At 68.5% G+C, this 14,620-nt stretch carries 14 protein-coding genes and 1 pseudogene; 13 read left to right on the top strand and 2 right to left on the bottom strand.

Features of this window, described 5'->3' with window-relative positions:
- Positions 1–62: 62 nt before the first annotated feature.
- Entirely contained in the window at positions 63–779 is a 717-nt protein-coding gene (locus tag GOAMR_RS21630) for a DUF8020 domain-containing protein (protein ID WP_005193088.1), read from the bottom strand.
- Between the two features lie 377 nt (positions 780–1,156).
- Entirely contained in the window at positions 1,157–1,876 is a 720-nt protein-coding gene (locus GOAMR_RS21635; protein ID WP_005193091.1) for a DUF8020 domain-containing protein, read from the bottom strand.
- Positions 1,877–2,332: 456 nt separating this feature from the next.
- On the opposite strand from GOAMR_RS21635, the gene hpt reads away from it, so the two are divergent.
- The 13 genes and pseudogenes from hpt to GOAMR_RS21700 all read left to right on the top strand — a co-directional run bounded on the left by hpt (position 2,333) and on the right by GOAMR_RS21700 (position 14,576).
- Positions 2,333–2,893, top strand: coding sequence for a hypoxanthine phosphoribosyltransferase (gene hpt, locus GOAMR_RS21640; protein WP_005193094.1), 561 nt, complete (start codon positions 2,333–2,335; stop codon positions 2,891–2,893).
- A gap of 211 nt (positions 2,894–3,104) precedes the next feature.
- Positions 3,105–5,348, top strand: a complete 2,244-nt coding sequence (gene ftsH, locus GOAMR_RS21645; RefSeq protein ID WP_005193097.1) for an ATP-dependent zinc metalloprotease FtsH — start codon at positions 3,105–3,107, stop codon at positions 5,346–5,348.
- Positions 5,349–5,542: 194 nt separating this feature from the next.
- On the top strand, positions 5,543–6,169 hold the full coding sequence (gene folE / locus GOAMR_RS21650) for a GTP cyclohydrolase I FolE (RefSeq protein ID WP_005193100.1): 627 nt from the start codon (positions 5,543–5,545) through the stop codon (positions 6,167–6,169).
- Between the two features lie 40 nt (positions 6,170–6,209).
- Complete coding sequence (gene folP / locus GOAMR_RS21655; RefSeq protein WP_005193103.1) at positions 6,210–7,184, top strand: dihydropteroate synthase; 975 nt, start codon at positions 6,210–6,212, stop codon at positions 7,182–7,184.
- The gene (folB, locus tag GOAMR_RS21660) at positions 7,181–7,573 is read left to right on the top strand and encodes a dihydroneopterin aldolase (RefSeq protein WP_040516060.1); all 393 of its coding nucleotides are present in this window, start codon (positions 7,181–7,183) and stop codon (positions 7,571–7,573) included. The genes folP and folB overlap by 4 nt, the downstream gene beginning before the upstream one ends.
- Complete coding sequence (folK, locus tag GOAMR_RS21665; protein WP_040516062.1) at positions 7,573–8,106, top strand: 2-amino-4-hydroxy-6-hydroxymethyldihydropteridine diphosphokinase; 534 nt, start codon at positions 7,573–7,575, stop codon at positions 8,104–8,106. Before folB ends, folK begins: the two co-directional genes overlap by 1 nt.
- On the top strand, positions 8,103–8,636 hold the full coding sequence (locus GOAMR_RS21670; protein ID WP_005193113.1) for a DUF3180 domain-containing protein: 534 nt from the start codon (positions 8,103–8,105) through the stop codon (positions 8,634–8,636). Before folK ends, GOAMR_RS21670 begins: the two co-directional genes overlap by 4 nt.
- 73 nt (positions 8,637–8,709) lie before the next feature.
- Positions 8,710–9,345 (top strand): annotated as a pseudogene (locus GOAMR_RS25970) (DUF6779 domain-containing protein); the annotation flags it as partial.
- 1,414 nt (positions 9,346–10,759) lie between these two features.
- Positions 10,760–11,797, top strand: coding sequence for a Rossmann-like and DUF2520 domain-containing protein (locus tag GOAMR_RS21680; RefSeq protein ID WP_005193119.1), 1,038 nt, complete (start codon positions 10,760–10,762; stop codon positions 11,795–11,797).
- On the top strand, positions 11,794–12,708 hold the full coding sequence (panC, locus tag GOAMR_RS21685; RefSeq protein WP_005193121.1) for a pantoate--beta-alanine ligase: 915 nt from the start codon (positions 11,794–11,796) through the stop codon (positions 12,706–12,708). Before GOAMR_RS21680 ends, panC begins: the two co-directional genes overlap by 4 nt.
- Before the next feature lie 37 nt (positions 12,709–12,745).
- Entirely contained in the window at positions 12,746–13,168 is a 423-nt protein-coding gene (gene panD, locus GOAMR_RS21690) for an aspartate 1-decarboxylase (RefSeq protein WP_005193123.1), read from the top strand.
- A gap of 3 nt (positions 13,169–13,171) precedes the next feature.
- The gene (locus GOAMR_RS21695) at positions 13,172–13,975 is read left to right on the top strand and encodes a type III pantothenate kinase (protein WP_005193127.1); all 804 of its coding nucleotides are present in this window, start codon (positions 13,172–13,174) and stop codon (positions 13,973–13,975) included.
- A 187-nt stretch (positions 13,976–14,162) separates the two neighbouring features.
- Positions 14,163–14,576, top strand: coding sequence for a rhodanese-like domain-containing protein (locus tag GOAMR_RS21700; protein WP_005193130.1), 414 nt, complete (start codon positions 14,163–14,165; stop codon positions 14,574–14,576).
- The last annotated feature ends 44 nt before the right edge of the window (positions 14,577–14,620 follow it).

Here is a 14,620-nt window from a genome sequence, read left to right on the forward strand (position 1 = left end):
CGACATTGTTGTCATGCGGGCGGGGTCATGCCGGGCGGGATGCCGTCATGACACCCGGGCGATCAGTTCTTCTTCTTGCGCGGCGGGGTGAACGGCGAGGTGATCGTCTGGAAGTACCGGATACCGGCCACGACCACGGAGCCGCTGCCGCCGATGATGGTGCCGGCGATACCGCCGATGGCGACACCGGCCGTGATCGCCGGGACGCAGGCGACGATGGTGGCGCAGCCGATGACACCGATCAGACCGACACCGAGGATCACGCCGATGACGGTGAAGATGATCGAGGTGATGGTCATGCCCGCGGCGACCTCGGAGTTGAACCGGCGCAGCGCGGCGTCGTCACGCTCCTTGCGGGTCTGGTAGCCGTCGGACGCGTAGTTCTGGGCGTACTTGCGGGAGACCTCGACCATCTTGGTGTCGGCGGGGGTGGAGCGCGCCGGATCCTTGATCGGAACCAGTGCCACCCGGTTCGAGCTGTACTTGACCAGGTCGATGGGGAACTGCTTGTTCTCGAGCGAGTAGGTCAGCGGTGCCGACCACACCGCGCGTCCTGCGTTGTTGCGGATGCTCAGCAAGTCACCGTCGCGGGTGATCGAGCCACCGGTCACCGACAGCAGCACCTTGTCGCCGTCTCGGGCGATCTTGTACTGCACCGGGTTGTTGACGGGCGCGGCGCTCGCGGCGCCACCGGACATCAGGGCGGTGGTCACCGCCAGCACCGCGATCACCACGGCCGTCAGCAGACGGGTCATCGCCTGCCGGGAGAGAACGAACATCTGGGCTGCTTCCTCTGGGTTGATCAGGTCAACAACCGGCCGACCTGGTGGGGCTGCGAAACACGGATAGGTGTCTTCGGTGAATGCAGATCTTCACGAACACGAATCGGTCTCGGTTACGACAGTGTTTCACGTCACTCCGACAAAACGGTAAGCCAAAGGTCCCGGGCGGGCGATTTCCGGTGGTTTTCGACCACATGACCGACAGTTATTTCCCACGAGAGAAATAGTTCGCCGGTGATTGTTTTTCGGTCGCGTGGATCGTTCTGGAGTCGGACCCGAGAATCGGCGCGGGAAACGGCGATCCCGCCGACGGATGTCCGTCGGCGGGATCGCCTGTGGTGTTCAGTTGTTCCGGCGGGGGCACCGGGTGTGGGCTACCTCGGGCAGACCGTTGCCTTGAACGGGGTGTTCAGGGTGGTCAGGTAGTTGGTTGCTGCGTACAGCAGTGTCGGTCCACCGGCGATGATGGTGCCGACCACGCCGCCGATACCCGCGCCTGCAACACCGCCGACGCCGAACAGCGGCACGCCCGCGATGAATCCGATGACAGTTCCGATGAAGCCGCCGATGGCGGTGGCGGTGCCCAGCTGGCTGGTCACACGGTTCAGAGCGGCATCGTCACGCTCCTGCCGCGACTTGTAGCCGTCCTTGTCCGTCATGGCCTTGTCGCACTTCTTCTTCTTCTTCGCGTAGTCCTGCTGGATACGGAGCTGGGCGGCGGCGAAACCGGCCGGGCTGAGTGCCTTCGCACGTGCCTTGTCCTGCGACGGGGTCAGGACGGCGTCGTACTTGCCGTTGTGGCGGATGTCGATGGGGAACTGCAGCTTGTCGATCGAGTACGACAGCGGCATGGTGAACACCTTGCGGCCGGCGGTGTCGTTGATGGCGAGCCAGCCGTCGTCGCTGGTGATGGTGCCGTTGCCGACATGCATCTTGACGCCCTTGCCGGTGTTCAGGAGCTTGTAGCTGACCGGCTTGGGTGCCGGTGCCGCGGCGGCACCGCCGGTGCTCATGAACGCGGTGGTCATGGCGAAGATCGCCAGGACCGATGCGGTGATGACGCGCACGACTGTGCGCCCCGTCAGGTTCTGCATGTGGAACTGCCTTCTGTCGTGGGTATTGCCGGAAGCTGTGTCTCGCGGTCACCGAAGATGCGGGCTGTCACGATCTCGCGAGTGTGTGAGGTTGCTGCGTCATCATCCGCCGACGCGGCGTACCTTACAAATTCACATCGTTCTAGAAGCTAGATAGTTACAGACGATGCATATATGCATGCCTATTCGTTATCGCTCCGTTATGAAAACCATCCAGTCAGCTGACAGGAAGCCCCAAGTTTTGGGGGCACTGTGACGAAATGGTTGGTACTTCGTCCTGCGAAGTATTCCTGTGAACGGCCCGGTCCGCAAGGGTGTGGACGCACGGTGTCAGACTGCCGCCGACAAGCCGCATGTCCGACTACCGGACCCGGTCCGGTCATGACAAGCTGAACGGGTGCAGACTGACGATCCTCAGCCCAGCAGCCACCCCGCCCATGTCGAAGTGTCGGCCTCATGAGTACCGATCCCTATAAGGACGACATCGACGCGGTCCTGATCACCGAGGAACAGATCCGGCAACGCACCCGTGAGCTGGCCGAATCGGTGGCCGCACGCTACACCGACACCGAGGACGATCTGCTGCTGATCGGCGTCCTCAAGGGCGCGATCATGTTCATGACCGACTTCGCCCGGGCGCTGCCCATCCCCTCACAGATGGAGTTCATGGCCGTCAGCAGCTACGGCTCGTCCACGTCGTCGTCGGGCGTGGTCCGCATCCTCAAGGACCTCGACCGCGACATCTCCGGCCGCGACGTGCTGATCGTTGAGGACATCATCGACTCCGGTCTCACGCTGTCGTGGCTGATGCGCAACCTGTCCACCCGCAACCCGCGCAGCCTGCAGGTGTGCACGCTGCTGCGCAAACCCGACGCCATCAGCTGCCCGGTGGACGTCGCCGATGTCGGCTTCGACATCCCCAACGAGTTCGTCGTCGGATACGGCCTCGACTACGCCGAGCGGTACCGTGACCTGCCTTACATCGGGCGCCTCAAGCCGAGCGTCTACGAGCACTGATCCGTTCAGCTGCCCGGCCGCGATCGAGGCATCCGGCCGGGCCGGGGAACGGTTTCCCTTCCCTGCGCGTTGACCGGTAGCCTGGGTCAATAGCCCTCGCCCGCGTCCGCGTGCGCTCACGCCTGCATGCACGCCGCGGGTGCAGTGTGGCAGCGAAGTCGACGGGAAGGACAGCGGGAACGGCCGACGTGCCGCACCCCACCAACAGCGAATGAACCGCAAAGCAGTTTTCCGTAATCTGGCCATCCTCGCGCTGATCCTGTTGGTGCTGTGGGGCTGGAGCGCGATGCGCGACACCGACCGCGGTTTCCGCGGCGTCGACACCTCGGTGGCGCTGACCGAGCTCAACAAGAAGAACGTCGAGTTCGTGCAGATCGACGACCGCGAGCAGACGCTGCGGATCACCCTGAAGCAGCCGATCAAGGTCGACGACAAGGGCGCCACCTCCGAGAAGATCAGCACCAAGTACCCGTCCGACGGCAGCGAGTTCGTCTTCGACTCGGTGCGGGCCTCCCAGGCCGGCTACCAGACCAACGTGTCCCAGGATTCGGTGCTGTGGTCGATCCTGGTGTTCCTGTTGCCGATGATCATCCTGTTCGGCCTGTTCTTCTTCGTGATGAGCCGGATGCAGGGCGGTGGCCGCGGCGGCGTGATGGGCTTCGGCAAGTCACGCGCCAAGCAACTGTCCAAGGACATGCCCAAGACGACCTTCGCCGACGTCGCGGGTGCGGACGAGGCCGTGGAGGAACTCCACGAGATCAAGGATTTCCTGCAGAACCCCGCCCGCTACCAGGCGCTCGGCGCCAAGATCCCCAAGGGCGTACTGCTCTACGGCCCGCCCGGCACCGGCAAGACCCTGCTCGCGCGCGCGGTCGCAGGCGAGGCCGGGGTGCCGTTCTTCACCATCTCCGGATCGGACTTCGTCGAGATGTTCGTCGGCGTGGGCGCCTCCCGCGTGCGTGACCTGTTCGAACAGGCCAAACAGAACAGCCCGTGCATCATCTTCGTCGACGAGATCGACGCCGTCGGCCGTCAGCGTGGCGCCGGCATGGGCGGTGGTCACGACGAGCGCGAACAGACCCTCAACCAGCTGCTCGTGGAGATGGACGGCTTCTCCGACCGGTCCGGCATCATCCTGATCGCCGCCACCAACCGGCCCGACATCCTCGACCCGGCGCTGCTGCGTCCCGGCCGTTTCGACCGGCAGATCCCCGTCGGCAACCCCGACATGGCCGGCCGCAAGGCGATCCTGCATGTGCACGCCAAGGGCAAGCCGATCGACTCGGGCGCTGACCTCGACGGCCTGGCCAAGCGCACCCCGGGCATGTCGGGTGCCGACCTGGCCAACGTCGTCAACGAGGCGGCGCTGCTCACCGCGCGCGAGAACAAGACCGTCATCACCGCCGAGGCCCTTGAGGAGGCCGTCGACCGCGTGGTGGGCGGTCCGCGCCGCAAGAGCCATATCATCAGCGAACACGAGAAGAAGGTCGTCGCGTACCACGAGGGCGGACACACCCTCGCCGCGTGGGCGATGCCCGATCTCGACCCGATCTACAAGGTCACCATCCTGGCCCGCGGGCGCACCGGTGGTCACGCGCTGGCCGTGCCCGAGCAGGACAAGGACCTGATGACCCGCTCGGAGATGATCGCGCGGCTGGTCATGGCGATGGGTGGGCGGGCCGCCGAGGAACTGGTCTTCCAGGAACCCACCACCGGCGCATCCAGCGACATCGACCAGGCGACCAAGATCGCCCGCGCGATGGTCACCGAATACGGCATGAGCGCCCGGCTGGGTGCGGTGCGCTACGGCCACGACCAGGGCGATCCGTTCCTGGGCCGGTCGATGGGTGCGCAGTCCGAATACTCCACCGAGGTGGCCCGCGAGATCGACGACGAGGTGCGCAGGCTCATCGAGTTCGCCCACACCGAGGCGTGGTCGATCCTGTCGGAGTACCGCGACACCCTCGACGTGCTCGCCACCAACCTGCTGGAGAAGGAGACGCTGACCCGCAAGGATCTGGAGAAGATCTTCGCCGACGTGGTCAAGCGTCCCCGGATCACCGCCTTCAACGACTGGGGCGAGCGCATCCCGAGCGAGAAACCGCCGGTGAAGACGCCGGGCGAACTGGCGGCCGAACGTGGTGAGCCGTGGCCGCCGCAGCCCGTCGTCCCGCAGCCGGTGCCCGCGGCCGCGGGCGTCTACCAGCAGGCACCCGCCCCCCAACAGCCGTACCCCCAACAGCCGTACCCCCAGCAGCCGGGCTACGGTCCGGGCCCCGCCGGCGGCACCTACCCCGACTACGGCGCCCCGCGCGACTGGTCGGCACCGGGCTGGCCGCCGCAGCACGCCGCCCCGGAACAGCCCCAGGGCTGGCCGGGCGGCTACCCGCAGGGGACCAATGGCCACGACCCCAACGGCCACAACGGTCACAACGGTTCCGGCCACCAGGGCTGATGTGCGCGGTCGGTCATGCGGCTGTGTCGCCGGACCCTTCGAGACGCCTCGCCTCTTGATTCCTGAGGCCGATGTGATGAAGGGCCGGGTACCCCTCTTGATCCCTGAGGCCGAAGCGACGAAGGAGCGAGGGTCACGAAGGGTCCGGTGACGCTCCGCACATGACGCAACCACGCCTAACTTAGGATCGACTCATGACGATGACCGAAGACAGCGAGCCCCTGGCCGACGCCACGCCGGCCGGCGCCGCCCGGCGCCCGTTCGACTTCGCCCGCGCCGAGGCCGCGGTGCGCGAGCTGCTGCTGGCCGTCGGCGAGGATCCCGACCGCGAGGGCCTGCGCCGTACCCCCGCCCGTGTGGCCAAAGCGTACGAGGAGGTGTTCGCCGGGCTGTACACCGACCCGAGCGAGGTCCTCGCCACCACCTTCGATGAGGACCACGACGAGCTGGTGCTGGTCAAGGACATCCCGATGTACTCCACCTGCGAGCATCATCTGGTCTCGTTCCACGGCGTGGCCCACGTCGGCTACATCCCGGGCGAGTCCGGCCAGGTGACGGGCCTGTCCAAGCTGGCCCGCCTCGTCGACCTGTACGCGAAGCGTCCCCAGGTGCAGGAGCGGCTGACCAGTCAGATCGCCGACGCCATCGTCGCCCGGCTCAACCCGCGCGGGGTGATCGTGGTGATCGAGGCCGAGCACCTGTGCATGGCGATGCGCGGGATCCGCAAGCCGGGGGCCACCACGACGACGTCGGCGGTGCGCGGTCTGTTCAAGACCAGCGCGGTTTCCCGCGGCGAAGCGCTGGACCTGATCTCCCGCTGACGTGACCCCACCTGCCGCAGTGTCCCCGAGGACCCGGGTGATGGGCGTTCTCAACGTCACCGCCGACTCGTTCTCCGACGGAGGCCGCTACCTCGACGTCGACGCCGCGGTGGCGCACGGCCGCGAACTGCTCGCCCAGGGCGCCGACATCGTCGACGTGGGCGGCGAGTCGACGCGGCCGGGTGCGGTGCGGATCGACCCGGAGATCGAGGCCGCCCGGGTGGCCCCGGTGATCGCGGGCTTGCGCGCACACATCCACGACACACCCGAGCTGGCCGGACGCGAGATCTCCGTCGACACGATGCGCGCGCGGGTCGCCGAGGCGGCGATCGAGGCGGGTGCGGGCATCGTCAACGACGTGTCGGGCGGGCGGGCCGATCCGGAGATGGTGCGGGTGGTCGCGGCCGCGGGCATCCCGTGGATCCTGATGCACTGGCGGCCGCTGGAGGCCACCGGTCGAACTGCCGGTCGTGCCGACCGCCGCGACCTGTTCACCCACTCCCTCGACGACATCGGCGGCTACCGCGACGTGGTGGCCGAGGTGAGCGGCGAACTGCTGGCCCAGGTGGACGCCGCGGTGTCCGGCGGAGTAGATCCGGCCCGGATCATCCTCGACCCGGGACTCGGCTTCGCCAAAGCGCCGGAACATAATTGGGCGCTCCTGCATGCGTTGCCGACGCTCGTCGGGCTCGGTTTCCCCGTCCTGATCGGTGCCTCGCGCAAACGTTTCCTGGGTTCACTGCTGGCGTCGGACGGCTACGACCGTCCGCCCGCGGGGCGCGAGGTGGCCACGGCCGCGATCTCCGCGCTGGCCGCCGCGGGCGGCGCGTGGGGAGTGCGGGTGCACGACGTGACGGCGAGCAGGGACGCGGTGGCCGTCGCCGCCGCGTGGACGGCGGGCGGCAGGCGCGGCCTGGTCGACGATCTGACACAGCCCGGTCTGACACAGCCCGGTCTGACACAGCCCGGTCTGACGGAACCACCGGCGGGCGGACAGGAGAACGCGGCGACATGACCGACCGGATCGAGCTGAAGGGCCTGGTGGTCCGCGGCCATCACGGCGTTTTCGACCACGAGAAGCGCGACGGCCAGGACTTCATCGTCGACATCGTGCTGTGGCTGGACCTGCGTGCCGCCGCCGCGTCGGACGACCTCGCGGACACCGTTGACTACGGCGCACTGGCGCAGCGGGCGTACGACATCGTCGCGGGCAAGCCGCGGGATCTGATCGAGACGGTGAGTGCGGAGGTGGCCGAGGCGGTGATGACCGATCAGCGGATCACCGCGTGCGAGGTGACGCTGCACAAGCCCTCGGCGCCCATCCCGCTGACGTTCGGCGATGTGGCGGTGGTGGCCCGCCGGTCCCGCAAGTCGGTCGGCCCGGGTACGGCGGGCCGCGCCTGATGAGTCGTGCTGTGCTGTCGGCCGGTTCCAACATGGGCGACACCGTCGCGCATCTGTCGGCGGTCGTGCGGGCCGTGGGCGGGGAGCTCGTGGCCGTGTCCGGGGTGTACGCGACCCCGCCGTGGGGCGGTGTCGAGCAGGCCGACTTTCACAACATCACCCTGATCGCCGACGGACCCCGCGACGCGCCGGGCTGGCTCGAACTCTGCCGCGAACTGGAGCGTGATGCCGACAGGGTTCGCGATATTCGTTGGGGTCCAAGGACTTTGGATGTTGACGTGATCACCGTCGACGACCGTGGGGTGGTGCTCTCCGACGATCCGGAACTCACGTTGCCGCATCCGCGGGCCGCCGAGCGTGCCTTCGTGCTGGTGCCGTGGCTGGAGATCGAACCCGGCGCCCGGTTGTGGACCGCCGGCGGACCGAGGCCGATCGCCGAACTGATCGCGGCACTGCCCCGTGAGGAGGTGGCCGCGGTGACCCGGATCCTGCCGGGGGCCGCCGTCCCGTCGCTGCCGGACTGGGTCCGATGACCACCCCGCGGGGCAACCGGCCCACCGGCGACGCCCCGGAGCCGACGATCGGGCCCACCAAGCTGCGCGACCTCGCGGCCATCGCCGCGTTCGCCACCGTCGCCTCGTGGATCCTGGTCCGTTACAACTACGGCGACCTGCCGCCGCTGCCGTTGCTGGCGGGGCTGGTGTTCTACGTGCTGGCCGCGATCGAGGTGGTGGTCGCGTTCGTCGTGCGGGCCCGCGTCGCCGACCGCAACGTGGGCCGGGCGCACGGTCAGCTGCATCCGCTGATGGCCGCCAGGGTGGTGGCGCTGGCGAAGGCATCGGCGCTGCTCGGGGCCATCGGAACGGGGGTGTGGGCAGGTCTGCTGGCGTACCTGTGGCGGCACAGTGACCTGGCCGCGGCCCAGGATGACACTCCGGCGGCGGTGATCGGGCTGATCGGCGGTGTGCTGCTGGTGGCGGCGGCGCTCTGGCTCGAATATTGTTGTCGGGCACCGGATGATCCCACCGACGAGGCGGCCGGCGGACACGCCGACCCGGCATGAACGCGCCGACCAAATCGAGGCGCTCCGCGGGAGTTCATCGATCGTTGTGCTGCCAGCAGGTAAATTCTCCGATATGACGACCTCCAACGGCCGTTCGGGCGAGGGTAGACGGGCGCAGCGATCGGCGGGGCAATGGCTCATCGGCTTGCTGATCGTTCTCGCTTTGGCGGCCAGTGTGCTGATGGTGATCAACGACGACATGTCGCTGGCCGGTTCACTCGCGGTCATCGCCGCGCTGTGGGCCGCGGTGATCGCCGCGATCCTGGTGACCAAGTTCCGCCGGCAGGCCGAGGGCGCCGAGGCCAAGAGCCGTGACCTGCGGCTGGTGTACGAGCTTCAGCTTGAACGGGAGATCGCGGCGCGGCGCCAGTACGAGCTCGACGTCGAGTCCACCATCCGCCGCGAGGTCGCCGACGAGGCCAATCACGAGCTGGTCGATCTGAAGCACCAGATCGCGTCGCTGCGGGCGAGCCTGGAGGTGCTGCTGGGCGGCCCGCTGCCCGACCAGGGCATCGCGCTGGGCAACGAGCGGGTGCGTCAGCTCGGTGCCGGATTCGGTGGGCACATGCCCGACGACCTGCGCGCCGCGCAGGATTTCGCGGCCACGGCACCGGCCCGGCAGGACGCGCGTTCGAGCACGGCCAATGCCGACCCCAACGAGATGACCGAGGTGATCCCGGTGGTCACCGACGACGAGCCGCTGTCGGGGGAGTTCGAGGCGGTCGACTATCCGGCGTACGGGTCGTCCGACGCCGGCCAGACGGGTCCCCACCAGGCGTACTCCCAGGTCCAGGACCAGGAGGAGTACCCGCGCGAGTTCAACCCCGTCGCGTATGCCCAGCAGAACTACGGGCAGCAGGACCGGCCGCAGCCGGAGACGGGCCGGCAAGAGGCCGCATCCCAGGACTGGGGCGCCTACGTCGCCAATCGTGCGGCGGCCGATCAGCCCTCCGACCTGGAGACCACCACCGTCTTCAACCGCCGCGATCTCGACGAGGGTTCTCACGATCCGGCGGCCACCACCCAGATCGCGTTTGTCGAGTCGGGCCGCGACTACGAGGACATCGGCGAGCACGCCCCGCGCCAGGAGCCCGAGCCGTTCGACCCTGACGCCGACGACGATGCCGAGTCCTACGACGATCCCGACGCCTATGACGATCCCGCGTCCTACGACGCGGACGACGCAGAGGAAGCTGCCGGGACCCCGGACGAGGCGGAGGCGGAGACGGCTGATGCGCCTGAGGCTCCCGATGCGCCTGAGGCTCCCGATGCCACCGAGACCCCGGTCGACGTCGAGACCCAGCATGCCGGCTCACACGAGAGGGCCGATGACGACGAGGCCGTCGTCGGCGAACAACCGGAGCTCGCGGGTTTTTTCGATGAGGCGGGGGAGTCCGGTGCCGGGGAGGGCTCCGGGATGGCCGAGCCGGAGACCACGGACGACGTCGCTGACGTGACCGGTCCGGAAGATCAGCCGGAGCAGGCCCCGGAAGCACTCGTAGAGGAGACCGGCGAGATCACCGGTGACGCGGTCGAGGTCGCCGAGCCCGAGCCGGGTGCCCCCGCGGAGTTCGTCACAGAGGATGCCGAGTTCGTCCCCGAGGATGTCGCCTCTTACGAGGCCACCCCAGAACAGTTCGTCGCGCAGGATGTCGCCCCCGAGGATGGCGAGTTCGTTCCGGACCACGCGGCGGTCGTCCCGGGCGAGGTCGCCGCGGACCAACCGGCGGCGGACCAGGCCTGGGCTGAGCAGGGTGTCGCCGGACAGGAGTGGCACGAACAGCCCGCTGCCGAGGTCGTCCCGGAGTCTTCCGACACCGAGCCGGTCGAGGTCGAAGCGGTTGAGGTCCCGGCCGAGTACCACGGAAGCCATGAGGCGGGCCCCGACATCGGCGGCTTCGCGCTCGGCCGTCGCCGCCGGCGCCGCGACGACGAGAACGCCCACACCGGAGGCATGCCGGTGTCCGAACTGCTCCGGCAGTTGCGCGGAGACTCCTGACCCGACTTTTGCCCCGTGAGGCCGGTCACACCTGACTGGTCCTGTCGATGGTTGACGCCTAGTCTTGGCGTGCAACGTCTGGTACCCGCGCAGCGGGACTGGAACGACATCGTGGAGGACATCGGTGACCTCACCTTTTGGTGGTGGCGATTTTGAGCTGCCTGACGCACCCGGACCCGGCACGCCCGGCGCCCGGGACTCTGCGTTCGGGTCGGGGGCGGCCGAGTACCTTCCGGGCGTCTCCAACCTTCCCGCCCCGGCCCGGCTGAGCGTCGGGATCATCTCCGCGGGCCGCGTCGGCACCGCCCTCGGCGAGGCTCTGGAGAAGGCCGGCCACGTCGTCGCCGGCGTCGTCGCACGATCCCCGAGGTCGCGCGAGCGTGCCGCCGTCCGGCTGCCCGAATCCCCGGTCCTCGACGTCGACGGCGTCGTCTCGCGCAGCGAGCTCATCATCATCAGCGTTCCCGACGCCGAACTGCCCGCGGTGATCGCACGCATCGCGTCGTGTCCGGGGCTGCGGCCGAGCACGCTGGTCGCGCACACCGCGGGTGCCCACGGTGTCGGCATCCTCGACCCGATCACCGCCCGCGGCGCCTTGCCGCTGGCGCTGCACCCGGCGATGACGTTCGTCGGTTCGGCCGACGACACCGTCCGCCTGCACCGCGCCTGCTTCGGCATCACCGCGGCCGACGCCATCGGCGACGCGATCGGGGCGTCGCTGGTGATGGAGATGGGCGGCGAACCGGTCCGCATCCCCGAGGCGCACCGCACCCTGTACCACGCCGCCCTCGCGCACGGCGCAAACCACCTGATCGCGCTGATCAGCGATGCCGTGGCCGCACTCAACGCGGCCATCGACGGTGAGGCCGGCGCCGCCAACGCGACGGTCGACGGCGACGCGACCCGGCTGGCCGAGCGGATCCTCGGACCGCTGGTCACCGCCTCGCTCAGCAATGTGCTGGAACTGGGTCCGTCGGCGCTCACCGGGCCCGTCGCGCGCGGCGACGCCGCAGCGGTGTCCGCGCACCTGGCCGCGCTGACCACCGTCCCCGACGGCGACGGCCCGCACGGCATCGCCGACGCCTACCGCACCCAGGCCCGCCGCGCCGCCGCGCAGTCCGGCGCACCGACCGATCTCATCGAGATGCTGGAGGAACAGTGACCACATCCACCACGGCAACGGACTCCGCGCTGTTCGCCCCCGGCGAGCTCACGGTGCACCGCGACCCCGCCGACCTGCGCCGGGTCAGCAACGCGCTGCGCGCGGCCGGCAAGCGGGTCGCGCTGGTCCCCACGATGGGCGCGTTGCACGCCGGGCACCTCGAACTTGTCCGGGCGGCCAAGGCCAAGGGCAACACCGTCGTCATCGTCTCGATCTTCGTCAACCCGCTCCAGTTCGGCGCCGGCGAGGATCTCGACGCCTACCCGCGCACCTTCGAGGCCGACTGCGAGTTGCTGCGCCCACTGGGCGTGGAGCTGGTGTTCGCACCGACCGTCGCCGGCATGTACCCGAACGGGCAGCGCACCATGATCCACCCGGGTGCGGCCGGTGAGATCCTCGACGGCATCTCCCGGCCCACCCATTTCGCGGGCATGCTGACCGTCGTCAACAAGCTGCTGTCCATCGCCAACCCCAACGCGGCCTACTTCGGCGAGAAGGACTACCAGCAGCTGGTCCTGATCAAGCAGATGGTCGATGACCTCAACCTCGGTATCGAGATCGTCGGCGTACCCACGGTCCGCGAGCCCGACGGCCTGGCGATGTCCTCGCGTAATCGCTACCTCGACGACGCGCAGCGCGAGCTGGCCACCACCCTGTCGGCGGCGCTGGTCGCGGGCGCGCACGTGGCCGCCCAGGGCAAGGACGCCATTCTGGCCACCGCCCGTGCCGTCATCGAATCCCACCCCGACATCGCGGTCGAGTACATCGAGTTGCGTGGCCGCATGCTCGAGGAAGCCCCCGAGAAGGGCGACGGCCGGCTGCTCATCGCGGCCCGGATCGGCCCGGCCCGCCTCATCGACAATGTCGGCGTCGCCATCGGCACCGGTTTCGACGGCCGCGAACAACCCTGACATCAACCACACACCGGAAACACCGAGGGGAAAACCGATGCTCCGCACCATGATGACCTCAAAGATCCACCGCGCCAAGGTAACTCAGGCCGACCTGCACTACGTCGGATCGGTCACCATCGACTCCGACCTGCTGGAGGCCGCGGGCCTGCTCGAAGGTGAGCAGGTCACGATCGTCGACATCGACAACGGCGCCCGCCTGGAGACCTACGCGATCGCCGGCGAGCCCGGCTCCGGCGTCATCGGGATCAACGGCGCCGCAGCACATCTCGTCCACCCAGGCGACCTGGTGATCATCATCGCCTACGGCATTCTCAACGAGCAGGAGCTCAAGGAGTACGCGCCCAACGTGGTGTTCGTCGATGAGAACAACCGCATCCTGCAGGAGGGCCACGACCCGGCCCACGCCCCCGCCGGCTCGGGCCTCCTCGACCCCCGCGTCATCCTCGCCGACGCCTGACACATGCTGCTGACCGTCGAGATCGGCAACACCACCATCCACCTGGGCACCTTCACCGGTTCCGGTGACCATGCCAAGCTGGTGCGGGACTGGCGGCTGCACACCCGCCCGCAGGCCACCGCCGACGAACTGGCCTTGCTGATCCGTGGTCTGCTCGGCCCCGACATCGAGCAGATCACCGGCGTCGCCGCGCTGTCGACGGTGCCGTCGCTGTTGCGTGAGATGCGCACGATGCTGCCCAGGTACTACCCGTCGGCGCATCATCTGCTGCTCGAACCGGGGGTGCGCACCGGGGTGCCGCTGCTGGTGGACAACCCGAAAGAGGTCGGCACCGACAGGGTGGCCAACTGCCTGGCCGCGTACGCGAACTTCGGCGGCCCCACCATCGTCGTGGCGTGCGGCACGGCCACCGTCGTCGACGCGGTGTCGGCGAAGGGCGAGTTCCTCGGCGGCGCGATCGCCCCCGGCATCAACCTCGGTGTCGAGGCGCTCAGCGAGCACACCGTGACGGTGCGCCGGGTGGAGCTGATGCCGCCGCGCGGGGTCCTCGGCAAGAACACCGTCGAAGCCCTGCAGTCGGGCATCATCTACGGTTTCGCCGCCCAGATCGACGGACTCGTCGACCGGATCTGTGACACCGTGCCCGGCTTCGGCGCCGACAACGTGACCGTGGTCGCCACGGGTTCGCTGGCGCCGCTCGTCTACGACGAATGTGCAAGTCTCACAGACCATCACCCGTATCTGACTCTCGACGGTCTGCGCCGCGTGCACGAGCGGTCCAAGTCCGATCCGCGTGCCCGCCGCTGACCGTGCGGGTTTAGGTTCACGGTGGGTCCAACGAATGATGTCGCTGGACGTCACCCGGCCTGATCTGGCAGACTGGCCGACATGATCAAGAGCTGTCAGGAGTGTTGTCAGGGCTGAGTCCGCGTCTGCGGCTGCCCCCATTCGGCGACCCCTCCCACCTCTTCGATCATTCCAAGGATTCCCCGTCATGACTGCGGTCCTTTCCACCGTTCGTGTTTCCACCACCTCTGATCTGCGTATCTCCGTCCTCGTCTCCGAGTACGCCGGCCTCACCGCCGACGGTGTGATCGCAGTCGACATGCGCAGCCAGCACCAGCGCGACGTCCAGGGTGTGCTGCCCGGCGCCCTCGCCGTCGACGCCGGCGACGTCCTCGACCGGCTGACCCCCGGCACCCGGGAGTCCCTGCGGGTGGCCTCGCCCGAGGCCCGTTGGGTCCTGATCAGCGACGATGGCCACGACGCCGAATGGCTGGCCTGGCACCTGCAGGCCCGGGGGATCTCCGGCGCCACCTTCCTGGTCGGCGGTTTCGCCGCTCTGCACGCCGCCCGCGTCAGAGCCCCCCTCGACTCCGGCGAACTCGCCACCATCTCCGCCCACTGACCAGGGGCACAGCACCGATATCGAGTTGGAGCACATTCGCCCTG

Source organism: Gordonia amarae NBRC 15530, assembly GCF_000241345.1.
In the GTDB taxonomy this organism is placed as follows: Bacteria; Actinomycetota; Actinomycetes; order Mycobacteriales; family Mycobacteriaceae; genus Gordonia; species Gordonia amarae.

Coding starts and splice junctions, on each gene's coding strand:
- GOAMR_RS21630 (WP_005193088.1), bottom strand. CDS start 779: ATGTTCGTTCTCTCCCGGCAGGCGATGACCCGTCTGCTGACGGCCGTG.
- GOAMR_RS21635 (WP_005193091.1), bottom strand. CDS start 1,876: ATGCAGAACCTGACGGGGCGCACAGTCGTGCGCGTCATCACCGCATCG.
- hpt (WP_005193094.1), top strand. CDS start 2,333: ATGAGTACCGATCCCTATAAGGACGACATCGACGCGGTCCTGATCACC.
- ftsH (WP_005193097.1), top strand. CDS start 3,105: ATGAACCGCAAAGCAGTTTTCCGTAATCTGGCCATCCTCGCGCTGATC.
- folE (WP_005193100.1), top strand. CDS start 5,543: ATGACGATGACCGAAGACAGCGAGCCCCTGGCCGACGCCACGCCGGCC.
- folP (WP_005193103.1), top strand. CDS start 6,210: ATGGGCGTTCTCAACGTCACCGCCGACTCGTTCTCCGACGGAGGCCGC.
- folB (WP_040516060.1), top strand. CDS start 7,181: ATGACCGACCGGATCGAGCTGAAGGGCCTGGTGGTCCGCGGCCATCAC.
- folK (WP_040516062.1), top strand. CDS start 7,573: ATGAGTCGTGCTGTGCTGTCGGCCGGTTCCAACATGGGCGACACCGTC.
- GOAMR_RS21670 (WP_005193113.1), top strand. CDS start 8,103: ATGACCACCCCGCGGGGCAACCGGCCCACCGGCGACGCCCCGGAGCCG.
- panD (WP_005193123.1), top strand. CDS start 12,746: ATGCTCCGCACCATGATGACCTCAAAGATCCACCGCGCCAAGGTAACT.
- GOAMR_RS21695 (WP_005193127.1), top strand. CDS start 13,172: ATGCTGCTGACCGTCGAGATCGGCAACACCACCATCCACCTGGGCACC.
- GOAMR_RS21700 (WP_005193130.1), top strand. CDS start 14,163: ATGACTGCGGTCCTTTCCACCGTTCGTGTTTCCACCACCTCTGATCTG.